The 24,733-nt window shown below is 31.6% G+C and carries 22 protein-coding genes; 16 read left to right on the top strand and 6 right to left on the bottom strand.

Going from position 1 to position 24,733, the window contains the following annotated elements:
- The first annotated feature begins 141 nt into the window (after positions 1 to 141).
- From E0W68_RS12425 to E0W68_RS12415, 3 genes are read left to right on the top strand one after another with little or no spacing between them, the layout of a single operon-like run.
- Positions 142 to 447 carry a helix-turn-helix domain-containing protein gene (locus E0W68_RS12425; RefSeq protein ID WP_135219762.1) on the top strand — a complete coding sequence of 102 codons (306 nt, stop codon included), beginning with the start codon at positions 142 to 144 and terminating at the stop codon, positions 445 to 447.
- On the top strand, positions 444 to 1,331 hold the full coding sequence (locus E0W68_RS12420) for a hypothetical protein (protein WP_135219761.1): 888 nt from the start codon (positions 444 to 446) through the stop codon (positions 1,329 to 1,331). Before E0W68_RS12425 ends, E0W68_RS12420 begins: the two co-directional genes overlap by 4 nt.
- A 12-nt stretch (positions 1,332 to 1,343) precedes the next feature.
- The gene (locus tag E0W68_RS12415; protein ID WP_135219760.1) at positions 1,344 to 2,603 is read left to right on the top strand and encodes a VapE domain-containing protein; all 1,260 of its coding nucleotides are present in this window, start codon (positions 1,344 to 1,346) and stop codon (positions 2,601 to 2,603) included.
- 70 nt (positions 2,604 to 2,673) lie between these two features.
- Here the strand turns inward: E0W68_RS12415 and E0W68_RS12410 are convergent, their stop codons facing one another.
- Positions 2,674 to 2,913, bottom strand: a complete 240-nt coding sequence (locus E0W68_RS12410; RefSeq protein WP_135219759.1) for a helix-turn-helix domain-containing protein — start codon at positions 2,911 to 2,913, stop codon at positions 2,674 to 2,676.
- 107 nt (positions 2,914 to 3,020) lie between these two features.
- On the opposite strand from E0W68_RS12410, the gene E0W68_RS12405 reads away from it, so the two are divergent.
- From E0W68_RS12405 to E0W68_RS12370, 8 genes are all read left to right on the top strand, one after another.
- Positions 3,021 to 3,878, top strand: coding sequence for an energy transducer TonB (locus E0W68_RS12405; RefSeq protein WP_135219758.1), 858 nt, complete (start codon positions 3,021 to 3,023; stop codon positions 3,876 to 3,878).
- A gap of 19 nt (positions 3,879 to 3,897) precedes the next feature.
- Complete coding sequence (locus E0W68_RS12400) at positions 3,898 to 4,389, top strand: hypothetical protein (protein ID WP_135219757.1); 492 nt, start codon at positions 3,898 to 3,900, stop codon at positions 4,387 to 4,389.
- Between the two features lie 202 nt (positions 4,390 to 4,591).
- On the top strand, positions 4,592 to 5,932 hold the full coding sequence (dndC, locus tag E0W68_RS12395; protein ID WP_135219756.1) for a DNA phosphorothioation system sulfurtransferase DndC: 1,341 nt from the start codon (positions 4,592 to 4,594) through the stop codon (positions 5,930 to 5,932).
- Positions 5,932 to 8,034 (top strand): DNA sulfur modification protein DndD, encoded by a 2,103-nt coding sequence (gene dndD / locus E0W68_RS12390; RefSeq protein WP_135219755.1) that lies wholly within the window; start codon positions 5,932 to 5,934, stop codon positions 8,032 to 8,034. Before dndC ends, dndD begins: the two co-directional genes overlap by 1 nt.
- Positions 8,006 to 9,565 carry a DndE family protein gene (locus E0W68_RS12385; protein ID WP_225990300.1) on the top strand — a complete coding sequence of 520 codons (1,560 nt, stop codon included), beginning with the start codon at positions 8,006 to 8,008 and terminating at the stop codon, positions 9,563 to 9,565. Before dndD ends, E0W68_RS12385 begins: the two co-directional genes overlap by 29 nt.
- 12 nt (positions 9,566 to 9,577) lie before the next feature.
- Positions 9,578 to 10,024 carry a hypothetical protein gene (locus tag E0W68_RS12380; protein ID WP_135219754.1) on the top strand — a complete coding sequence of 149 codons (447 nt, stop codon included), beginning with the start codon at positions 9,578 to 9,580 and terminating at the stop codon, positions 10,022 to 10,024.
- Positions 9,975 to 11,330: a DGQHR domain-containing protein gene (locus E0W68_RS12375; RefSeq protein ID WP_162845839.1), complete on the top strand. Its 1,356-nt coding sequence runs from the start codon at positions 9,975 to 9,977 to the stop codon at positions 11,328 to 11,330. The genes E0W68_RS12380 and E0W68_RS12375 overlap by 50 nt, the downstream gene beginning before the upstream one ends.
- 59 nt (positions 11,331 to 11,389) lie before the next feature.
- The gene (locus E0W68_RS12370; protein WP_135219752.1) at positions 11,390 to 12,058 is read left to right on the top strand and encodes a RipA family octameric membrane protein; all 669 of its coding nucleotides are present in this window, start codon (positions 11,390 to 11,392) and stop codon (positions 12,056 to 12,058) included.
- A gap of 213 nt (positions 12,059 to 12,271) precedes the next feature.
- On the opposite strand, the gene E0W68_RS12365 is transcribed toward E0W68_RS12370, so the two are convergent.
- The 5 genes from E0W68_RS12365 to E0W68_RS12345 all read right to left on the bottom strand — a co-directional run bounded on the left by E0W68_RS12365 (position 12,272) and on the right by E0W68_RS12345 (position 16,252).
- On the bottom strand, positions 12,272 to 12,988 hold the full coding sequence (locus E0W68_RS12365) for a LytR/AlgR family response regulator transcription factor (RefSeq protein ID WP_235831834.1): 717 nt from the start codon (positions 12,986 to 12,988) through the stop codon (positions 12,272 to 12,274).
- Complete coding sequence (locus tag E0W68_RS12360; RefSeq protein WP_162845838.1) at positions 12,978 to 13,739, bottom strand: sensor histidine kinase; 762 nt, start codon at positions 13,737 to 13,739, stop codon at positions 12,978 to 12,980. The genes E0W68_RS12365 and E0W68_RS12360 overlap by 11 nt, the downstream gene beginning before the upstream one ends.
- A gap of 317 nt (positions 13,740 to 14,056) precedes the next feature.
- On the bottom strand, positions 14,057 to 14,362 hold the full coding sequence (locus E0W68_RS12355; protein WP_135219750.1) for a DUF4907 domain-containing protein: 306 nt from the start codon (positions 14,360 to 14,362) through the stop codon (positions 14,057 to 14,059).
- Between the two features lie 18 nt (positions 14,363 to 14,380).
- On the bottom strand, positions 14,381 to 15,367 hold the full coding sequence (locus tag E0W68_RS12350; RefSeq protein ID WP_135219749.1) for a Kelch repeat-containing protein: 987 nt from the start codon (positions 15,365 to 15,367) through the stop codon (positions 14,381 to 14,383).
- Between the two features lie 3 nt (positions 15,368 to 15,370).
- Positions 15,371 to 16,252 (bottom strand): DUF6268 family outer membrane beta-barrel protein, encoded by an 882-nt coding sequence (locus E0W68_RS12345; RefSeq protein WP_135219748.1) that lies wholly within the window; start codon positions 16,250 to 16,252, stop codon positions 15,371 to 15,373.
- A gap of 219 nt (positions 16,253 to 16,471) precedes the next feature.
- Here E0W68_RS12345 and E0W68_RS12340 point away from each other — a divergent pair, with 219 nt between their 5' ends.
- The 5 genes from E0W68_RS12340 to E0W68_RS12320 all read left to right on the top strand — a co-directional run bounded on the left by E0W68_RS12340 (position 16,472) and on the right by E0W68_RS12320 (position 24,674).
- A complete protein-coding gene (locus tag E0W68_RS12340; protein WP_135219747.1) occupies positions 16,472 to 17,800 on the top strand; it encodes a DUF4270 family protein in 1,329 nt (442 codons plus the stop codon).
- Positions 17,790 to 19,031 (top strand): hypothetical protein, encoded by a 1,242-nt coding sequence (locus tag E0W68_RS12335; protein ID WP_135219746.1) that lies wholly within the window; start codon positions 17,790 to 17,792, stop codon positions 19,029 to 19,031. Before E0W68_RS12340 ends, E0W68_RS12335 begins: the two co-directional genes overlap by 11 nt.
- 215 nt (positions 19,032 to 19,246) lie before the next feature.
- Positions 19,247 to 20,137 (top strand): GLPGLI family protein, encoded by an 891-nt coding sequence (locus E0W68_RS12330; protein ID WP_135219745.1) that lies wholly within the window; start codon positions 19,247 to 19,249, stop codon positions 20,135 to 20,137.
- A gap of 47 nt (positions 20,138 to 20,184) precedes the next feature.
- Complete coding sequence (locus E0W68_RS12325) at positions 20,185 to 22,938, top strand: TonB-dependent receptor (protein ID WP_135219744.1); 2,754 nt, start codon at positions 20,185 to 20,187, stop codon at positions 22,936 to 22,938.
- 488 nt (positions 22,939 to 23,426) lie between these two features.
- Positions 23,427 to 24,674, top strand: coding sequence for a HEAT repeat domain-containing protein (locus tag E0W68_RS12320; protein ID WP_162845837.1), 1,248 nt, complete (start codon positions 23,427 to 23,429; stop codon positions 24,672 to 24,674).
- Positions 24,675 to 24,733: the final 59 nt, after the last annotated feature.

Genomic DNA, 24,733 nt, shown 5'->3' with positions numbered 1-24,733 from the left:
TTAAAATAATTTTTCGTTTAAACTTTAGATTTTATAGGAATAATCAAAGATTGGAGCTACCTCGTAAAAGGGGTAGCTCCTTTTTTTGTAGCTTATTTTCAGAGCTTTGAATCAAATTTTAACAAATAAATATTTTAAATTATGTTACAAGAAGAATTAAAAAAAGAGTTTGAAAGTATGAAAGAAATGCTTTCAGAAATGAGTTTAAACACTAAAGAATATTTAGATGTAGAAGAAACAGCAAAATTTTTACATCTGTCTGTATCTTCTGTGTACAAATTGACTCATAGGTCAATTTTAAGGTATTCAAAATCAGGAGGTAAAAAAATCCTTTTCAAGAGAAGCGATTTAGTGGAATATATTGAGAAAGGATTTTCCTCGACTAGTGAAGAATACCAAAAACTAACGGATAAAATGATTGATAGAACATTCAAAAACCGTAGATGATATGTTATACCAGTTTATTTGCAATTATTCAAGACTATAAGGAATATTTAAGTAGTAATGAGGTAGATTATATAGAGGGTATTGCTCATCAATCAAAAAAACCATTAGAATATTTTTGGCATTACAACAAAAATACACATGGAGAAACCAGAATAGGTTACAATCAATGGCTGTCGCATAAAGTTTCGTTAGCTAAACATTTTTATCATAATAATTATTGGGATTTAACTTATTCTGACCTTGGTTGTGCAATCTATGATTTGGCTGATAACCTAAAATTACGCCCAAACGAGCTGAAAATAAGATCGATTGAAATGGGATTGAATTTACCCATGACTTTTGATTTTGATGCTCTTAAACTCACTACTATGATGCTCAACTTTAAAAATAGATTTTTTGAGGATATGACTAAAAGTAATACAAAAACAAGTGTAGGTAAAGAGTGCCTTTTGCAAGAATACATCATAAAAATGTATAGTAAAACTAAAGAAGCAGACCTTGATTGGGAATTATTACGCTATGAAATTCGAGTTAAAAAAATGAATTATCTACAAAACTCGACAATCAGAACCCTCGAAGATTTATTGGACAAAAGAAATTTACTCTACTTAAAGGACAAATTAGTCGAGAACCTTGAAGAAATAGTGTTTTTTGATAATACAGTTCCTATTTCGGAGTTGAAGCCAAGCGAAAGAGAAATTTACATGAATTGGCAAAGTGAATTTTATAGAAAAGAATTATTTGAAGCTGATTCACGACACCGAAAATTTAATTACCAAAAGCAAAAGTTTGAAGAAATTATTGAAAAACACGGAGAACATAAAATTAAACCAACGCTTATTAATCAAGTTTCAGAAACTTGGCAAAATTTATTAGAATCTTAAAATAAATACATCATGCAACAAATTGACCTTTTTAAAAATTATCTAAACAATCATTACAACTTTAGATTTAATGAAATTAGTAGTAAAGTAGAGTTTAAACCAATAAGCAGAAGTGATTTTAAATATATGACAGACAGAGATTTGAATTCATTATTACTCGAAATGAATCATCAGCGTCTTAAAATTAAATTCCTTGATTTGAAAACAATTATCGAATCCGATTATGTTCCAATTTTCAATCCAATTAAAGATTATTTTAAATCCTTACCTCAAATGACTGGAAATGAAAATATCAAAAAATTATTAATGACTATAGACACTCACGATAATGATTTTTTTGAGTGGGCATTTACAAAATGGTTGGTGGCTTGGGTGGCTTGTATGGTTGAAGATAATGCAATTAATCAACAATGTGTAATATTAGCAGGAAATCAAGGTATTGGTAAAAGCACTTGGGTTGAAAAATTGATACCGAACGAATTAATGCCATATTATTTTGCAGGAAATATTAGATTGGGAAATAAAGACACGCTTGGTTTTCTTTCAGAAAAATGCTTAATCAATTTAGACGAATTGGCGAATATGACGTACTCCAATGTTGCCGAATTAAAAGAATTGGTAACAAAAAGTAAAATCAGTTTTCGTAAAGCGTATGCTCAATATACAGATAATTTTATACGGAGAGCATCGTTTATAGGTTCAGTAAACGGAACAGAGTTTTTGTATGACCTTACAGGAAATCGTAGATTTTTATCATTTGAAGTAAGTCGTTTTGAAAACTACGGCAATCATAAGGTTGATATGAATTTAGTATTGGCAGAGGTTTACAGTCTTTTTAAATCAGGGTTTCAATATTGGTTTGATGCAAACAACCAAAAAAGAGTTGAGAAAAACAACGAAAATTTCAGAGTAATTTCTCCCGAAGAAATAAAGATTTTAGAATTATTTTCATGCACTCCATTAGAAGAAAATGTAATTGAAAGCATTAAAGAAAAACATTTAAACTCTTTAAGAACCAGTTGTTATGTACCCTCGGAAGATTTTAATAATCGGAAAAAGAAAATGGAAGAAGAAATAATGAGTTTAAAATATCCGAAATCAAAATTGACCTTCGAACTTTATCAACTCACAACAAAAAAAACGCCAACACAAGGCGAATTAGTAAAGTTTGGTAAAATCCTTACCAAAAACGGATTTAAAAGAAAACGAGCAAATAATGGAACTTTATACGAAGTATATTATTTAAAACCTGACTTATCAAATTTAGATTAGTGTAAGATGTGTAAGAACTTCAACACAACTTTTTAAAAACTCTATTGTTAAACAAAACAGTAGAGTTTTTTTATAGAGGTTGTTCAGGCAAAAAATCCTTTGGCGAACATTCTAAAACATCAGCCAATTTATTCAAATGTGAAATATTGTACTTTGCTCTCGATTTTGGACTTTCAACATCGCCAATAAATCCGATGGATAAATTCAACATAAAAGCAAGGTCTTTTTGAGAAATACCTTTTTCCATTCTTATTTTTCTAACAGTATCAATAACATATTGTTCAATTGGCTCTAACTCAATATTTTCCATTGTTTAAAAATTTTGAGTTAAATTCCCTTATTAAGCACAATAATTCACTCGCACAGGTACGAGTGTTTTTGATTTTTTGTTTAGATTTGCTTCATAAAAAGCAAATTATGACAACAAAAACCTTAAAATTTCTAATTCTTCTATCGTTTTCAATTACAATCAATGCTCAAAACGATACAACCCAAAGCAACGATTCTATTCAAATTTTAGAATGGAAAGCACCAGTAAAAAATTATGCTCCTTCAATTAAAAAAGAAGAAAAAGAAGCATTAACCGAATTTGTGAAATTTTGTAAAACACAATTTGAAATTGATAACCTTTACAAAGACAATCAACATTATTCAGTAATAATTTTGAATGCTTTGGGTTATGATACAGGTGCGATTAATGTAACAAAAAATGAAGTTTTCAAAAAATTAGATGAAGTATTAAAAAATGATGAAGCAAGAAAATCATTCTTGTCATTCTTTGCTAAAATTGGAAACAACGATTACAATCTTGTTTATTTTTCAATAAAACCTGCAACAAATAGTTATTACCGAAGTAAAATTGAGTTAAGTGCAAAAAATGCAGATATTTTAACTTCATACATTATCAACCACTACTATTACATTCCAGAAACGCCGAAACAAGCCGAATCCGACAGTAAAAAGCAAGAATCAATAAAATATATTGCAATTGAAAAAGAAGCGGTTTTTAAAGGTGGAGATAAAAAGCTACAAGAATATATTTTTCAAAACCTCAATATTCCCGAATCTGCACAAAATTTTTCGGGAAAGGTTAATGTGAGCTTTGTAATAATGGAAGACGGTAGCATTGATAACATAGGTATTAAGCCAAATGTTCCCAATGAATTACAAACAGAAATTGAAAGGGTTTTTAAAAATATGCCGAATTGGACACCTGCACAATCACAAGGAACAAATATAAAAATGAAAAAATCATTTCCTCTAACTTTCAGATAATCAATTAAAATAAAGAAAAATGAAACAATTCAATTTACTATATTTCTTCATTTTAGTGAATCTAATCTCATGCAAACAAAATGAAAAGCAAAATGAAAACAATATTATTAAAAATGATACTTTAATAACAACTCAACAAAATACAATATCAGTCAAAAATGAAAATGAGACCACCGATTTAATCGGTAAATACTTTTATGTATGCACTTCTTTAGATAGCCAATTTGTTAATTTTTTTAACGAAAATGAATACTATAATGTGTTATTTTTTAAAGATGAAAAAACGGTTGTACATTTCATGAATACTGGGGAATGGACACCTGCAAGTGAAGGAATTTATGATTTTTCAGAAAATAATTTATCTTTAGAAATATCAAGTCTTACAAGTGGACATTCAATTTTGAAAGGAAAATTACAAAAATTGACAGATAGCAACTTTATTCTAATTGATTTAGGAGTAAGTGGACAAGAAATCGAAAAATTAAAATTAAAACACTTTATTCCTGACTAAGGTTAAGTCGTGTTATTTTAAAATTTGAGGTATAGAAGAAATTCTGTACCTTTTTAGCATAAAAATAATTTTAAAATATTTTTTTTAACACACTTGCTAAAAGTTAAAAATCACTATATTTGGCGGTTTAGGGTTTAGTAAAAAAAGTCCTAAATATTATTCACAAAAATCATTTCAAATTATCTTGAAATGCAAATCAAAAATGAGCAAAAGAATAAATTATATAATAGAAGAAATCGCTGACCAATACTCTATTGACGATAGCAATAGACCTTGGATTATTGGTTTTAGTGGTGGAAAAGATTCTACCGTTTTACTTACTCTTACTTGGTTGGCTCTGCTAAAAATTAAAACCGAAAGAGGAAAATCGTTTTTAAAACGTGAAGTATATGTAGTATGTAATGATACGTTGGTTGAAAATCCAATTATTACGAATTATGTAAATAAAATTTTAGAGAAAATCAAAGAGGGTGCTTTAAAACATTCACTTCCCGTTTTTGTTCAAAAAACAATACCAAGATTAGAAGATTCTTTTTTTGTTAACCTAATAGGAAAAGGTTATCCAGCACCTAATAATAGTTTCAGATGGTGTACAGAAAGGTTAAAAATAAAACCAACTGCTAAATTTGTAACCGAAATTGTTAAAAGTGAAGATAACGACCACCACGAAGCAATTATTTTAGTTGGAACTCGAAAAAGTGAAAGTTCTTCAAGAGCAAAATCAATTAAAAAGCACGATATTAAGGGAAAACGTTTAACAAAACACCCATTACAAAATAATGTTTTTGTTTATTCCCCAATAAAAGAGTTGCAATTAGAAGAGATTTGGTATATCATCAATACTTTTCAATCGCCTTGGGGTGCAAATAATAAAGAATTGTTTGATATTTATTCAGATGCAAGTGCAGATGATTACGAATGCCCCACAATGGTATCAGATAAAGAGCATAAATCTTGTGGACAAAGTCGTTTTGGTTGTTGGACTTGCACCGTTGTAAAACAAGACAAATCAATTTCTGCACAAATTGAGAACGGACAACAATGGTTAATTCCTTTAAGAGATTTGCGAAATTGGATTCAAGAAGAAAGAAATAAACCCGAAAATCGTTCGCATTTCCGAAGAAACGGACTTGAAGCAACAATCCCTCACGGTGGTGTTGTGGAATTGAAACATAGAGCTGAAATTCTTGAAAAAGTTTTTGAAGCACAAAAACAAATTAATGAGTTGGGTTATGAAGTTGAGTTAATAAACAAACAAGAATTAATAGCAATTCAAGTTATTTGGTATCGTGATTTATTTTTTCAATACACGGTTTCAGATATTTACAATAAAGTATTTAATAAACATCTTGATATGAAACAGCACAATGAACTCGTAAAAAAAGAAGAAGAACTTCTGTTGTCTGCTTGTGAAAAGGATAAAAAACAATTCACTTTAATACAAGACTTGCTAAAATTAGAAAAGTCTAAAACTATTATGATGAAACGAAGAGGATTGATTGAAGATATTGAAAAACGATATAAACAACATATTTCAGCATAATGACAATTAAAGAAATTGAATTAAATAACTTTAGAATTTATAAAGGTTATAACAAAATTGATTTATCTGTTAATAATGATGAAAACATTGTCATTGTTAGTGGTAAAAATGGTTATGGAAAGACAACATTTTTGATGTCATTGGTTTGGTGTATGTATGGACGACAAATGAGTGATGTCGATGAAATCTATAAAAGAGAAATCGAGAGCAATGGTAACTATAAAAAATACATCAAGAATAGTTTAAATCGTCAAGCAGAGTTTGAAGGTAATACCACATTTTCTGTTTCGGTTGTATTTGCTAATGTTACGACAATACCCGATATTACTTGTAATGAATTAAAAATTACAAGAACATACCACACAGAGGGAAACAAAGAAGAAGAATTAGAAATTTTAATTGATGGTATGGAAAGCGAGTTAGCCGAAGAAGTTGGAAAAGAAATATTTATCCGTGATTTTATCATGCCGAAAGAAATTGCGAAATTTTTCTTTTTTGATGCGGAAAAAATAGTTTCACTTGCGGAAATTCATACTGCGGAACAAAGAAAAGATTTAAGTCAAGCATATATAGAAGTTTTAGGTATTAAACATTATCAAGATTTAAAGGAAGATTTAGAAAAATATCTGAATGATTTAAAGGAAAAAACAGCAAGTACAAAAGATAAATCAAATTTAGAGCGAATTAAAAGAGAGTCTTTGGATAAAGAAGAAGAAAATGTTGATTTTCAAAGCCAAATTGACAATTTTAATGAAGATGCTTCTGCTTTAAAGTTCGATATTGCTAAACTTCAAGAAAAATTAATTAAAAACGGTAGTGTAATTACAGTTGATGAATTAAACGAACTTCGTAATAGAAAAGAAGATTTAGATAAACACGTTAATCAAATTCAAATAGAATTAAAATCATATTTTGAAATAATACCTTTTGCTATTGCAGGAAAACTACTTACCCAAGTTTTTGAACAAATTATTGATGAAAGAAATTTTATCAACAGAAATTTTGATAAAAATAAAGTTGATGATATTTCTACAAACATAATCAACGATTTAATCAATTTACCAAGACCAAAAGATATTTTAATTACTCATGAAGTTCAAGAATATTATATTAAGAGTTTTAAAGAATTAGTTAAAAAGCACCTTGGAGAAGAAGAAACGCAAAATAATGAAGATGTTGAACTTATACACAACTATTCAGAATCTGAAAAAGCTGAATTAGAGCAATTTATAAATAATATTAGGTTATCATTCAAAGAGAAATTCAGTAGAATAAATACGGATTTCATACGCTCAAAAAATGAACTAAATGATATTAATAAAAAAATAAAACTTGCTGAAGAAAAATCTGAAGATGCTTTAGTTGTTGCCGATAGGAAAAAGAAAAGTGAACTTGAACAACAATATGAAGGAATTCAACAAAGAATTGGCGTATTAAAACAAAAAATAGAAGAAAATGAGAATACACTTATTCAGCATAGAAAAGAAATTAATAGAATTACCGAAAGACTTGATTTAGGAAAAGAAAATATTGAAATCGGTAAAGAAGTTGAAAATACAATAAAGACTTTAAAGCGATTTATTATAGATTTCAAAAACGAAAAATCAAAATCACTTTCAGAGCGAATTAAAAACGGTTTAGATACTTTGTTGCATAAAAAGTCTTTTATTAAAGATGTAAATGTAGAAATCATCGGAGAAGATATTGATATTAACTTGATTGATTCAAGAGGTAATATCATCAATAAAGATTCACTTTCCAAAGGAGAACAACAGATGTATGCTACTGCTTTATTAAAAGGTTTGGTTGATGAGTCTAATATTAGTTTTCCTGTTTTCATTGACTCGCCAATGCAAAAATTTGATGTAGACCATTCAAATAGTATTGTGAAACATTTTTATCCGAAAGTATCAGAGCAAGTTATCATTTTTCCATTGCTTAAAAAAGAAATGTCAGAAGATGAATTCAATATTTTATTACCAAATATCAGCAAAACCTATTTGATAAAAAATATTGATAATGAACAATCTGCATTTGAAAAAGTAGAGAACAAAGAGGAATTATTTAAAATATTTGAACGAGATTATCAAGATGCAATTTAATATTAAAACTTCATCAGAACTTGTTAAGAAATTAACGAATAGAATGCAATTAGGCGAAGAAAATCATATCGCCCGAATTTCATTAGCGTATTCATTAGCAAAAGGTGCAACTTACACTTCTGAAAGTAATTCAACTTCTGAAAAGCAAAAAGAGTATAAAGACAATACCTTATTTGGAAACTATAAAGAGTATTACATTTCTTTAATTTGTCAAAAATATCAAATACATAAAGACGATACCGATGTTAGAAAGTATCTGAAATGGCATATTGATAGCGGTTTAGAAATGATAAACCTTTATTTTGAAGAAAACAAAAATGTATCAGGTATTGAGTTTTTATTAGACCATATCGAAATTGGAATTGATGCAATAAATGAAAATGAAACCAATTTTGATTTTGTTAAAAACAAAAATAATTCTCTTAAAGAAAAAGAAAGTTATTTAGCACCTATTAAAGTATTAATTGGAGAATATAAAGGGAAAGATATTTATTTCACTCCAAACAATACATCAATGTATGGAAACTGTCATATTGCCATTGCAGGACAATCAGGAGCGGGAAAATCTTATTTTGCAAGAAAGTTTTTAGAAAGAATTATTACAGAATCAAAAGGTCAGGTCAATTATCTTTATTTAGATTTTAAAGGAATGACTGAAAGTGATAAATCTAATAAAGATTTCAAAGAATTTTTTAATAATACCAATGCAAAATTAATTGATACACCAACGGATTCATTCCCAGTTAATCCTCTATCATTTATTAACAATGTAAATGAACGAGATAAAATTGTTGGAATAGGTCGATTTGTTGATATTATAGTTAAGTATGCTAATTTAGGAAATGTTCAAAAACAACACTTAAAAGATGCAACAAGAAAAGCATTTGAAGATAAAAAAGACGGTAGTTACCCAACATTGTCAGATATATTAGAAAATGTATATGAGATTGCCGGAGATAAACCTACATCATTAACGCAAATATTGATTGGTTTAACTGAAATAGAATTGTTTGATAATAATAAATTAGGCGATTTTATTAATGAAAATTACTATTTAAGTCTTTCGGGAGATTTAAGTAAAGAAGTGCGTTTTACAGCCACATTTTTAGTTATTTACTACTTGTACAATATATTTATGAATATGGATAAAGTGCCTATTGAAGACAATTATAGCGGTCTTCGATATGTATTACTTATTGATGAGGCACATAATGTATTCAAGGAAAAGAAATCACAAGAAATATTGGAAAAACTATTGCGTGAAGTTCGTTCACAAGGTGTTGCAGTAATGTTAGTTTCACAAGGAATTGAAGAATTTAACCAACCAACTTTTGATTTTTCAGAAATGTGTCAATCAGCATTTTTAATGCAAATTAAAGACGGTAATAATTGGAAATCTATCAGTAAATTTTTAGGTGCTGGAGAAAAACAAAGAAGTAAAATAAATCGTTCAATGGAATCCATCAATCCAAGACAAGCAATATCAAATATTCGTGAGTTTGAGTTTGGAGAAATTTTTAATACGAAGTAAAAAAATCTAAATATGTTTAATTTTAAATCGATTAGAACAAAATATTTTTGGATAGCGATAATTTGTATAGGAACTATTGGAATTTGGCTACCATTTATATTAGGTGATAAAATAGGACCAAAAGAATTACCTATTTTATTTACAACATATTATGTTTCAATTTATTTTTCAGGGTGTTTGGATAGTGTTTTAAGTAAAATAAAGAATTTTCAAGATTCTAATCGTGAAGAATTAATTAAAAATTTCCTTGATGTCATTGGTTTAATATTACTCTCCATTGCATTAGTAGTTTCTACAATTTTACTAAATAAAGAATCATATCACAAAATCGCTTTAGTTTTATCTTTAATTGGTTCACTTATAGGACTACGTTTATGGTGGGTAAATAATAATGATAAACCTACTTTTAATGAAGTTATTAGACAAGAAAGTAATGAAACTCATGGAAACAACTGGTAAAATAGAAGCAATTGCTGTTAGGCAAAATAAACAAGATTTTCTAATAGGTGTATATTCTATTCAAGAAATTTTAAAATTCACAAAATATACAAAACGCCTCATTGTTAGTTATGATGAAGATGATGAACCAATTTATAATGAGCAAATTCAAAGAAATATTGAAAATCCGAGAGTTCAAAAAATTGCGGATTTTTTAATTAATGACCCTGATGCTACTTTTCCAACAAATATAGTGCTTCATATTCCTATTGAAGTAATTGATGAATATTTTGTTGATGAAAGAAAAAGAGTTAGTATTACACTTAATCCAAAGGTGTTTTCTGAACTAAAAAGAGAGAATGGTAATATATTTATTTCTATAATAGACGGACAACATAGAGTTAAAGGAATTGAAATTGCAATTGAGAGATTGAAAAATGAAATAGATTTTCTTATTAAAAACTTAAGAACTAATAAAAGTGAATCTCTTGAAGAAAAATTAATTTTTTATCAAGATAGATTAAATGACTTATTAAACATTCAATTAGTTGTTACATTTTTCATTGACAAAACTTTAGAATATCAAGCTATGATATTCTCTACAATAAACAGAACTCAAAAAAGAGTATCACAAAGTTTGGTTTATAGTTTGTTTGGTTTAGATACCGATGACACTCCTCAAAAAACTGCTTTAGAAATAGTTTTAAGACTAAACGGACATAAAAATTCTCCATTCTATAAAAGAATAAAACTATATGGTGCCTCATATAGTAAAAATGATACACCTCCTTTATCTCAAGCAACAATGGTAAAATCTATTGTAAATTTAATTTCGGAAAATTTAAGAGAATCAGAAAACGATAGGTACAAAAAAAGAAAAGAATTACAAAATCGTAATCCAAGTTCAACGAGATTTCTACCTTTTAGAAAATATTATGCTAATGATAGAGATAGTTTAATTTCAGATATAATGTTTTTCTATTTTTATGAAGTAAAAAATATTTTTCAAGGATTATGGGATTTTGAAGAAAATAATAAGCCAACTAATATTTTACATACAACTGTTGGATATGAATCATTATTAAAAATTTTGGTGGATATTCTAAAAGAAGAAAGAAATATAGAAAAGCTTAACTATGAAATGTCTAAAATAATATTTAGAGATAAATATTTAAAATTTATTCAAGATATGGATATTTCTAATATTAACCGCTATTCTTTTAATCAACGAGGAAAGAAATATTTTTATTTAGATATGAGTTTAAGAATTTTTCCACCTTCAAACAATGATGATTCAAGATTGATAGAATTGAAAAATTTAGAATAATTTATTATTCAATTTTGATAATATCAAATGATATTATCAAAACAACATATAATAATATTATGGCAAGTAAAAAAAACAAAAATAAGTATCAAAAAGAGGATTTGATAAATACACTTAACAAATTGTATAAATGTCGAGATTTGGAAATTTCTAATCTTTGGCAAAGGTCTATTTTTTTATCTGTTTTTCTAATCCTTTGCTTTACTGCCTACGGATATTTAATGTTAGATTTAGTCAAAGTAAATTATAATGTGAATATTCTAAATAAGTATAATATTGCTTGTTTGTTACTGTCTTCAATAAGCATAATTTTTTCGGTAATATGGATATTAATGGCAAAAGCGTCAAAAGCTTGGTATGAAGTTTATGAGTCTGCAATTTCAAAGTTTGAATATCAACATTTTAAAAGAATAAATCTTCCTTATGAAAATATTATGGGAGAAATGATATTTCAAAAAGACCAAAGAAACGATAGTATTTTTACAACAAAAGGCGGTGCGTTTTCGCCATCAAAAATAAATATTGCGATTGGACAAATTAGTTTGATTATTTGGATTATCGTAATGATTTCACATTCAGTATATAATTTTACTCTCATACATTTAACAGGAAATCATATAATTAATACAGTTTTGACAATAGCATTACCTTTAATTACAATTATAATTGTATTGTATATTAACTTGTCAAAATATGTAAAAAGTGGATTTTTAATACATAACGAGTAGTTCATATTTTGACCAATATTTTCGCCTATTTTCAAAGCTTTTGACAATCATTTGGCACACGAACCCTTATAACGCTGAAAATTTCAAAATAATGCAAATTTTGTATCGTAAAGTAAAGTTGATAGCAATTGCTATTACAGATAGTAAAATAAATCAACAAGTTTTTATAATTGGTGACTTACAAGTCATATTGCAAGACAGTATCGGGAGTAATTATATATTGATACGTTCAAAAAAACTCTTTTTGTATGACTCGCTGATTGGTATTCTATACTCATCAATCACTATGCGGTTACGCTGTACGGAGGTTATGTACTTGAGGTTAACCACATAAGAGTTATGTACTCTGATGAATGTTTTTTCAGGTAGTTTATCCATCATGTTCCTGAAGTTGGATAAGGTAAGGATGTATTTACCATTACTCAAGTTGACTTTAAGATAGTCTTTAAGCCCCTCTATATATTTAATTTCGGAGATGAATACTTTTATACTTTCGTGTTCTGACTTGATAAACAAAAAATTATCCTCGTTATTGCTTGTAAATGTAGAGGTGTTTACGGTAAACGATTGATTTTGTCTTGTTTTGTTTACTTTATTAAAAGCTTTTAAAAAACGAATATACGATATGGGTTTTATAAGATAATCGGCTGCTTCAAGTTCAAAACCATCTATCGCAAATTGAGGATAGGCAGTGGTAAAAATAAACTGGCATTTTAATTTTAGAGCATCTATAAACTCAATGCCTGAGAGCAACGGCATTTCGATATCAATAAAAATAAGGTCAACAGGATTTTTATTAATAAAACCCATTGCCTCTACAGGATTGGTAAAACAGTTAAGAACTTCGATGTCCGAAATGGTATCGCAATAGTTTTTTATAACATCTATTGCCAGCGGTTCGTCATCTATTATAACTGTTTTAATCTTCATTAAGTTTTAGGTTTAAATCAACATAAAATTTGTTATCCTCCACATACGTTTTTAAGGTATGACTTTCCGGGAAATAAAGAGCTATCCTTTTCAGGGTATTTTCCATACCAAGACCCGAAGCTTCGTCGCTTTTTGGCTGTTTATTTATATCGTTAACGATAAAAAAGTTTATTTCTTTTTTAGAGATATTAAATTTAATGTAAATTTCGCTATTTGTTGCTGTACTTATACCATGCTTAAAGGCATTTTCTATAAACGAAATAAAAAGCAGCGGGGGTATTGTTACGCCATTTGGGTTTCCTGTTACCTCATATTTTATTTTGTTGTTCTCTGTGAGGCGAAGCTTTTGCAGTTCGATATAATTTTCTATATACAAAAGCTCTTCGCTAAGTAATACTACTTCTTTATTGGTTTCATAAAGCATATAACGCATTAGGTCAGATAGGTTGAGGACGGCAACCGATGTTTTATCTGATTTTTTAATCGCCAGAGAAAAGATAGTATTGAGCGAATTGAAAAAAAAATGTGGATTTAGCTGTGCTTTCAAAAAGTTGAGTTCGGATATTTTTTTCTCCGTCTCGGCTTCTTTTTGTTTTTTAAAACTATCATTCCATTCTACATATATTTTAAACATTGCACTAAAGGCAAGGTGTAATATAATCATTACCACATTAGGAAAAAACCGCATAAAGAAAAGTCCTCTCTCCGGTTTTTTCATTCGAGGTAGTCTCTTCTCTATTATTTCTTTCATCTCTTTAGGGGGGCTAAAATGATCGAAATAGTTTGAAAATATGAAAGTAAAAACTACGAGTATAACAGTTACAACAATAAAATACAGCAGCAACTTTCTTTTCAGCAAAAGCCTGGGAACCAATATGAAATAATTAAGGTAAAATATACCGAAAGAAAAAATAGTTTTAATAAATATGTCAGCCGAGGAATCACGATTCCCCACAAAATAATTTGCTAAGGGCAGAAACAGAAATAAAAGCCAAAAAAAGAAATGCAGCAGGAAAAACCTGAACGTAATGGATTGTTCTCCAATAGTAAAGTGATATGGGATTTTTTTTAGCATTTCGTTTTTATGTTTAGCGCTGTCAAATCAGCCTTAGTGATAGTAGGCGATTTTTTATTTTCAATTAATTTCCTTACAAAATTGGCTGTTTTTACAGCGTCAATACTATCGCAAAAAACTTTATTACCTTCAATACCCGGCATATAGGCTTGGTTAATGAGTATTTTGTTGTTATATGTTATTTTATAGCCATACCCGTTTTCTACAGGATATACAACACTTTGCAAACCCTTTTCCTTTTTAGTATTGCACGAGCATACCAACAACAAAATAAGCACTATTTTATAATAAAATTTCATTAAGATAAAATTTAAAAATTAATCCTCGTCGTCATATTCTTCAAATGGTCTAAACTCATACATATCATCAAAGTAATAGTTACCATATTTACCTAATAAAACAAATGCTCGAGAATCAGTATTAAATGCTGTACCATCCTGTCTTAACGTTCCTTCAAAGTTAGTCTTTTCATCCCATTCATCAGTACTTGGGTCATACTCCCATACACTATTCCCATCGCCACCTGCAATATAGCCATAACTACCTATAGAAAATCCTACGGCACTGGACCGTTCTACAGAATAATTATCGTTGTCGTCTAAGTCTTTCAGCTTAGTCCATACTTCTGTATTGGTATCAAAAACCCAAAAGTCATCAACATTCAACCCGTTAGATGAGCCTGTACCAAAATATACATTAGTACCTATCGCAAAGGTTACACCCTCTCTTCTTTTATTACCGCCAAAACCAAACATCTCTTCCCAAGTATCAGTATCGGGGTTATATTTCCAAAAATCTTTTTTGTCGTTATCCCCATCAAAACCTGAACCTACATAGCCGGTTGTAGCCGAACCAAAGCCTACTGCCGCACGTCTTGTGGTTCCGCCAAAATCGGCTATTGGTGTCCATGAATTATCCGTAGGGTTGTATTTATAAAAATCGCCCAGCTCATCAGTACCGTTATAGCCTGTGCCAATGTAGCCTGAATTGTTTACAGAAAAACCTACGGCAGAGCTTCTGCCTTCGCCGGGAAAATCAGCCTTTTGTACCCAGTAACCCCCGTTAATGTCATATTGCCAAAAATCGTTAAGGTAATCATCCCCATCATAGCCTGTTCCTACATAGCCATAATCACCTATCACGAAAGATACCGCACTGCTTCTGGGAGCACCGTCAAAAATGGTTCCTGTAACCCAGTTGCCTATTGTAGAGCTGTCATCATCAGAGCAGCCTGTTACAAGTGTTGCACATAGCGCCAAACCGAAAAGTATTGTGTTATTTTTTCTTAAAAAGTACTTCTTCATAATTTAATTAAAATTTATATTATATATAAAACCTACTGATATTTTTATATCATTATTAAAACCTATTTCATGTTTTTTATCCTGCCCGTCAATAGCATCAAGACTGTTATATAAGTTATGACCTACCTTAAAGGAAGCTATCCAGTTGTCATCTGATGTATAGTTGTACTCAACACCTCCCGTAACCATAACCATTTGCAGGGCATCAATTTTAAGTTCGGTGCTTTGCCCAATGTTATAGAAATAATTATCTCCTCTTATTCTGGAGTAAAAACCATCGGCTGTAATTTCTGATTTTATACGGTGCTTTTGGTTTATGGTATAGCTAAGGCTTGTGGCAGGAATACCTATAGTATAAAACAGTTTTTCGTTTACTTTTCTACTAAAGTTTACTATGGGCAGTAGCCTGTATTTACCAAAATAACCTTTGTATCCTGCTCCAAAAGTTAAGTGCGATTTTTTATCACTTGTTGTATAGCCTGCTCCTGCAAAAAAACCGGGATATATATCCTTTAATGCAATACCGCTCTCAAAATCGGCAACAACCTCGGGGGTAACAGCAGCTATAATGCTCCAGTTGTTGCCTGTTTTTTGAGTGTAGGTTATACCAAGCTCTAATGAGTTTATATTTTCTAATCCTGCAACAGTAAAAGGCACATCAGCCATAGCATATTCAAAACCATAAGCATTAAAAGTGCCGGTGTAGGCAATACTGCTTTTGGAGAAGTTTTGCTTAAAGTTTGCTACTGCATTATGGTTTACTAATGTTGTTGAGGAAGCATCATAAAAAGCACTATAATTATATTTTATTGCACTTGCCGTTTCCTGTGAATAACCTTGCATTGCAAAAACCAATAAAATCAGAACAGCAAATAATCTCGACATAGTAACAAAATTTCACACAAACATATCTTGATTTTAATGGGTTGGAAACAAGAATATACCAATACCTGTTTTTAGACTGCAAAATGCTGAATGTTATCTACGGGTTGAATTAAAGGCATTAGTAGTCTAAAAGAGCCATTTTATAGATGTATGTATATCAGTTATATATATCTTTTTTTACGACATACGAATAAGGGTACTTTCGGTGTTTAATTTTTTATGATGAACAGATTATATCCTATTATTTGTTGTTTTTCCATATTTACCGCATTGATTTTTATATCGTGTAATAATGATGCACTTGATGATGCTTATGACCCCGGCACTGGTTTTACCGAAAGTAATGTTAGGGTAGTAGCCATAGATACCTTTGCAGTAACAATGAGTACTTTTCGGTATGACAGTATCGTAAACCAAGGGCAAAGCAGGGTTTTGGTAGGGCGGTATTCCGACCCTTATTTTGGTATAGTAAAAGCCACCGCCTTTGCCGATTTTACTCCTGCAACCTACAGTTTGGACGAGGAGGCTGTTTTTGACAGTATCGTGGTTAGTTTAAAGTACGACGGGTTTTATTATAACGATACCCTGCTGCAAAAAACAATAAAAATACAAGAGCTTGCCAAAGAGATACGATTCAGGAACAACCAAAGTTATTTTTACAATACATCTGATGTGGAGGCGAACAGCGCTATAATAGGAGAGAAAACATTTTATCCCAGAATAAGCAACGACTCCTTAACTATACGACTTACGGATGCTTTTGGGCAAAACCTTTTTGATAAGATACAGAGTAATATAGTTAACGACCAAGAGCAGTTTACAGATTATTTTAAAGGGCTGAAAATAGCTCCTGATGATACCGAAGACGCCTCTATAATAGGCTTTAATATTGAAGATACTTACATAAGGATATACTATTCGTTTCCGGACCAGTCGAGTTCCGAAAGTGAGTATATGGATTTAAACTACAGATCCGATTCAGATAAAAAGTTTTTCAGTAAAATAGAGAGTGACAGGAACGGTACTCCCATACAAAATGTAAGCGGTCAGGAAAACGAGTCCTCTTCCGGAAGCTTAAACAACCTAACCTATATACAGTCAGGCATAGGGATAACTACAAAAGTTACCTTTCCCAACATTCGGGATATTCGGTATATAAACAATAACAATGGCTCTATTTTTAAAGCCAACCTTAAAGTGAAACTCAATAACACGTATTATAATAAAAAGTTGTACCCGGGAGATTCACTTTATGTATATGTGCTGGATCAGAACAACGATATACTTACGCCATTGTATAACGCAGGAGGGGACCAAGTAGCGGGGTATATAGATTATAGTAACGAGGAGGTAAACCAAGTATATCTTTATGTGCCTGTCGAAGACTTTTTAGAAAAGGTAATTACAAACAGTACCTATCTTAACTACGGGTTGGCATTTATTCCGCGACATTTCAATTCTACAACAGAAAGGCTCATTTTAAACGGCGAAAATAACAGCGATTATAAATCGAGACTGGAATTAACTTATATTATATATGATAAATAAAATAACAGTGCTGAGTTTACTGTTTTGTACTGCCAAAATATTTTCGCAATCAAACAACCAAACAAGTTCGCCCTATTCCCTTTTTGGTTTAGGCAGGCTAAATGAGGCGGGAGTAGGCAAAACAAATGCGCTGGGCAAAAGCGGTATTGCCTATTCCAGCGAAACAGAGCTTAATAATCTCAATCCGGCATCATATGCCGGCATCCTTAAAAACTCATTTCTTTTTGATATAGGAATAAAGGGAGAGAAAAATAATATGGCAACTATTGATGACCAAAAAACCACCACAACGTATAATTTTTCGAATATCAGCATGGCATTAGGGCTTACCGATAAATCGGCAATAGGATTTTCGTTGTCCCCTTATTCAGATGTTGGTTATTTTTTACAGGGCGTAACAGGAACAGTAGAAGGAAATACAGACGTTTATTCCAGTGATATAGAAGGTTCCGGAGGGCTTAATAATGCCATGTTAACCTATGGAAGAAAATTTAATAGTAAGCTCAACTTGGGCGTTAATGCAAGTTATTACTTTGGTAAAATAGAAGAAACCGAAGTGATAACTATTAATAACGACTACCTGTCTATAAACGAAAAAAGTTATTACAGAGGCATCCGATTTGGTGTTGGTGCCCAGTATAAAGTAAACGAAAAATTAGATGTGGCAGCGGTAGTAAACCTCCCGGTATCGCTCTCAGGCAAGCAGGACAGGCTGGTAAACAAAATAGTAAATTACTATGGTGCGCAAGTTGAGGATACCGAAGGCAGAGATATTTCAAGTTTTAAACTCCCGCTCGAGTTTACCATTGGTGCTAAATATGTATTTGAAGAAGTCCTTACGGTAAATGCCGATTATAAACATTCATTTTGGAGTGCTGCCAATATGGAAGATAATTTGGGCAGTTTTACAGACCAAGACTTTATAGGAATAGGTTTTGAATATTTCAGGAATAAAAACAGGTATAGCTATTTTGACCGCATAAGGTATCGACTGGGCTTTAATGCCGATAACGGCTACTTGGAGGTAGCGGGAGCAAGAGTGCAAAATGTTGCTGTTACATCAGGCATAGGGCTACCGCTCAGCAGGAGTGTTAATTCGTTTCTTAATCTATCTTACAGTTATGGACAGAGGGGAGTAATAACTACAACGCTTACAGAAGAGAAATACCATCTATTTACAGTAAATATAAGTCTTTCGGATATTTGGTTTAAGAAAAGAAAATATGATTAATAAAAGTTTGTTAAGTTAAGTTTTTTATGTTGGCTGCGGTAAGCACAGTTAGTATAGTTTGTAAACACCAAAGCACCTTTACAGATGAAATTACTTTGTTTACCGCCTTTTTTTGTTATTGCCATACCTCTTTCATTACTTTGTTGTGCTTTTTATGATATATTGATGTAACCAAAACACGCTTTAATAGTCTATAAGGTATAAAGTTTATTATTATGAAAAAAATTGCAAGTTTTTTAATAGCCGTTATAACAACCGTAAGTGTACAAGCACAAGATTTTCAGGGGATGGCAGTATATGAATCCAAAACCAGCCTTGGCGACGACATGATGAAATTTGGCAACAGGGAAATTACACCTGAAATGAAAAAGATGATAGAAGCGCGTATGAAAGAGATGTTTGAGAAAACATTTATACTCAATTTTGATAAAACCGCATCGATATATCAGGAAGAAGAAAAACTGGATGCACCCAACCAAGACGGGGGCAGGATGCGAATGATGATGTCATCAATGACCGGAGGCGGGGGCAAACACTACAAAAATATAAAGGACAAAGAATTCCTTATCGAGAAGGAAATTTTTGGTAAAGAGTTTTTGGTTTCTGATACATTACCCACAATTGTCTGGAAAATGGAAGGTGAGAGCCGAAAAATAGGCAACTATACCTGCTATAAGGCAACAGCAAGCGTGCCTGTAGATAAATCGAACATGATGAACTACCGACCTAAAAAAGGTGCAGAAGAAGAGATGGAAGCCAAAACAGAAGAGGAGCAAAAAAGTACCAACTTTATGGATATGATAGAAATGCCAACAGAGAAAATAATAACCGCATGGTATGCTCCCGAAATACCCATAAGCCAAGGACCTGAAAACTACTGGGGGCTACCGGGGCTTATACTTGAAGTTTCGGATGGTAAAACTACTATATTATGCTCTAAAGTGGTGCTTAACGTAAAAGAGAAAACAGAGATAAAACAGCCTAAGAAAGGGCAAAAAGTTACACAGACAGAATTTGAAGAGATTATGGCGAAAAAAGTACAGGAAATGCAAGAAATGTATGGCAATCCCGGAGAAGGACGTATAAGAACGCCTATGGGTGGCTAATGCCTGTTTTCAATAATTTATTAATACTTACAACACGTACCTCTTAAATGACCAAATTTTTTATCTCGCTGTTATTGCTCTTATCAGCAGTTTCTTTTGCACAAAATATTCGCATAGAGGGTACTCTTAAAGATGACCAAGGCACAGGGCTGGAAATGGCAAATGTAATGGCTGTAAATAAAGCTACCAATGCGATGGACTCCTATGCTATTACTAATGATGAGGGTAAATATCAACTATCGCTAAAGCCTAACACTACCTATATACTCAAAGCCAGCTATATTGGCTATACCACATTTGAAGAAGAAATTACAACCACTACCGAAAATATTGTAAAAAATATTACACTGGAGCAGGGGGTAGAGCTTCAGGAGTTAGAAATAGTACACGAAATGCCTGTAACTATAAAAGGCGATACTATTGTATATAATTCTGATTCGTTTACCAACGGGTCTGAGCGTAAACTGGAAGATATACTCAAAAAGCTGCCTGGTGTTGAGGTAAACGAGGATGGAGAAGTAGAGGTAGAAGGCAAAAAAGTAGGCAAGTTGATGGTGGAAGGGAAAGACTTTTTTGATGGCGATACCAAGCTGGGGGTAAAAAATATTCCTGCCGATGCTGTGAGTAAAGTAGAAGTACTGCGCAATTACAGCGAAGTAGGACAACTTAGTGGGGTGCAAAACAATCAAGATAATCTTGCCATGAACATAAAACTAAAAGACGGTAAAAAGAACTTTTGGTTTGGTAATATCAATGCAGGAGCCAGTATAGGCGAAGGCGAACGCTATATAGCAGCCCCAAAAATATTTTACTACAACCCCAAATATACATTCAACTTTATTGGTAACATGAACAATACGGGCGAATTGCCACTAACAATGCAGGATTACTTTAACCTTACGGGTGGTTTTCGTAATGTAATGAAAAAGGGAGGTACGTCGTTTAACATTGGTTCTAACAGCTTGGGACTTTCTTTAATGCGAAACAATAAAGCAAAAGAAATTGAAACTAAGTTTGGTGCCGCCAATTTTAGTTATAACCCAACGGAAAGCTGGACAATTAGCGGTTTTACTATAATTAATTCCAGTGATACCGAGATGGAAACAGTGAGCCGTACCACACTACTGGATACGGAAACAGGCGAGCCTGAAACAATACAGGATGTCGAAGAAACATCACAGCAAACCAATGAGTTTGCTCTTGTAAAGATGAGTTCTACTTATAAGCCCAATAAGAATCTTCAGTTTGATTATGATTTTTTACTAAAAACATCCAATCAGGAGGAAGCAAACGGGTTGTTATCGTCGGTTACTCCCGAAACAGCACAAAGTCAGGATATTTATACAAAGAAAAAACAGAAACCTTTTTCGTTCAATCAAAACCTGAACTTATATTATACGTTGAACGACAAGAATATATTTGCTTTTGAAGTGCAGCACTTGTATCAAGACGAAGACCCCTTGTATAGTGCCAATTTGGGTAATAATCCATTTCCGGATGTTGCGGGTAGCGATTCTTCACTTTCGCTTGGGCTACTCGAAGCCGATAGGTATGATATAACGCAAGACAGATTTGTAACTACTAATAAACTGGATGCGAAACTGGATTATTACTATATGGTTACTGCAAAAAGCAATATAAACCTGACGTTGGGAAATACTTATTCCTATCAAAATTTTAACTCAGCTATGTTTCAGCTACTGGATGATGGCGAATTTAACGGTATGAGTGATAACACGAAGAATGACGTTAATTATGTTTTTAACGATGTTTTCTTGGGAGTGCACTACAGGTTTATAAAAGGTAAGTTTGAGTTTAATCCGGGTGTCAGCCTGCATAGTTATACTACATATAACGAGCAGTTAGATAACAAGATTAGTAACAACTTTATCAGAGTACTGCCCGATTTTTTTGCTCAGTTTCAGATAAAAAAAATGGAAAGGCTTATATATAACTACTCTATGACTACCAATTTTACGGATGTGTCTGATTTTGCAAGAGGGCTGGTACTCAATAGTTACAAATCGTTGTTTCAGGGAAATCCTAATTTAGATAACGGTTTGTATCAAAACCACTCTTTAACCTATTTTAAATACAACATGTTCAACTTTACCCAACTTTATGGTAATGTAAACTATATCCGCCAGATGGACGCTATAAAAAGCCTTTCTTCTTTTAGTGGTATTAATCAGATAGGTACAGTGGCAAACTCTAATTTTGCCGATGAGAATTTTACCGCATCCGCAGGATATAACAGGAGTTTTGCCCGATTTTATAAAGCAGGGCTTAATGCCAGCATAGCGTGGAGCAAGTTTAATAACTTTAGGAATGATGGGCAGGATCTATCAGAGCCTGCTACTATAGAAAATTCCGTTAGGCAGGTAAACGAGCAGTTTACACAAAGTTACAGGACAAGTTTTTCTACCAATTATAAAACAATGCCGAATCTTGAAGTAGGATACTCAATTAGTATTAATGATTATGCCGACAGTAAGTTCTATAACAGCAAGCCATTTGCTAATGTCAATTACTATTTCTGGGATGCCTTCACGGTAAAAGTAGATTATGAGTACAATCATTACTATAACAGCGATAGGACATCGGATAACGAATATGACTTTTTGGGTGCAGAAGTAATGTATCGCAAAAAAGACAGCCATTGGGAGTTTAAAGTAGAGGGCACTAATCTTCTTAATACAACATCGCTTAACGATGACAGCTTTAACCAATTTTCTACCTATACTTCACGCTATAGGGTACAGCCGCGTTATTTATTATTAACAGTAAGGTATAATTTGTAAAACCAAACAGGGAATAAAAAGAGTGGATTTATAAATACAATTGGAGTTATAAATAACCGCAACTTTTGTGCAGGAAGATAACCTGTGCAGTGTGTATGATGTACTCCCAAAATTTAAAAAGAAAGTAATCTGATTTAGTAGTATTCAGCAGATTTTGCAGTTATATAATTGCTTTTTACATAGCTGTCTAAAGCTATGCTTACTGTTTAGAGCCAAATAAATTAATTTATACTTGAATTTAAGCTGTATAGAAAACGAAATATTTATAAAAATAGTTAAAATATATGTTTTTTACTAAAAATAAAAAATATTCAAAATGTAATTTTTTGTTAAAAAAAATATATACTTTTATAGCATAAAAAATATACTAACTGAAGGTTAAAAATTTGATATAGAGATATATAATTCAGGATTCAGAAATTGTTAATTACTATTTCGGCTAAAACGGGGGGCCATTAGTTATTTAATATATTTAAAATCATTCTATAATGAACTATTTTTTCGATTATATCGAGCATTTTTGGATATCCTTGAGTTCTTTTCCTTTCGTAATACAAATTGCGATATTTTTTATCTTTTTTAGCTGCACAGCTACCCTGACTTTCATGATTGTGGTATTTGTTGTTAGAAGAGATAAAGCAAGACGCGAAAAAATTGTTCGCGAATTGCGCCCGCGTATATTCTCATTTTTAAGAAACATACTCATATCCAAAGATTCTTATACAGAGGCAGAAGTATTAGAAATGTTTGTGGAAAGTTTCGGGGAAATAAACAAAAAAACATATATATCGCTAATACCAACACTTGAAGATGTTGTTAAGCAAGAAAAACACCAATTAGAGTCGCAAAATTATGATAGCATAATATCCGGTTTAAAAATAGACGATTACCTTGAAAAAAGACTCGATTTTTCTAATACCAGAGTGCGTTTAAGAGCTTTTCAGTCACTTTCCAGATTAGACCTTACTATTTCCGATTCTAAAATACTTCCGCATACCTATTCCAGAAACTCGTCGCTTCGAAAAGAGTCCAGGTCATCCTATGTAGGAGTTAGTAATAATGATCCGTTCAAGTTTTTCGATCAGGATAACGATCTTAACCAATGGGATCAGATAAGTTTGTTACAACAATTTGTATTACACCATCAGGATAATCTGCCCAATTTCAGTAAATGGATTAAGTACTCTAAAGACGAAGAGCAGATAAAGTTTTTTATAAAACTTGTAGCTTACTTCAGGCAATCAACATCAGTAAATGCGCTTACTGAATATTTAGATCATGAAAACCATTCGGTAAGAAAAGAAGCCATACTCGCCATAGGGAAGATGCAGGTTAAAGAAATGGAAAATAAGCTGATAAAAATGTACTTTACTCAGCCTGCGCCGTGTCAAAATGCAATAGTGGAAGCAATTTCATATATAAACTCAGGAAAATCTATAGGTTTTCTTAAAAATGCCTATGAAATGGCAAACAGCCATGATTTGAAAAAACTTATTGCCGAAGTAATTTATTTATACGGTAAGCCCGGCAGAGCCTATTTTGACGAATTATATAAAACAGAAATAGGTTTTAACCTATTGATATTAAAACATGTAGAAAATCCTCTTATACCTTCGGCTTTACGCAATTATCACAAGTCGCAACAAGTAGCGGCGAACGATTTTTCAGGAAGCGGAGAATTGAGAAGTAAACTGTATGAGGAAAAAAACAAACCGCCAATTATTCCTCACGATTAAGATCAATAGCCTCCAAAAAAAATGAACCCCACCCTCCCCACCCTAAAATTATTGCTAGT

The sequence above is a fragment of the Flavobacterium salilacus subsp. salilacus genome, from assembly GCF_004634195.1.
Classification (GTDB): domain Bacteria; phylum Bacteroidota; class Bacteroidia; order Flavobacteriales; family Flavobacteriaceae; genus Flavobacterium; species Flavobacterium salilacus.
The sequence above is the reverse complement of the archived record's forward strand: the minus strand, read 5'-3'. Positions and strand labels throughout refer to the sequence as shown.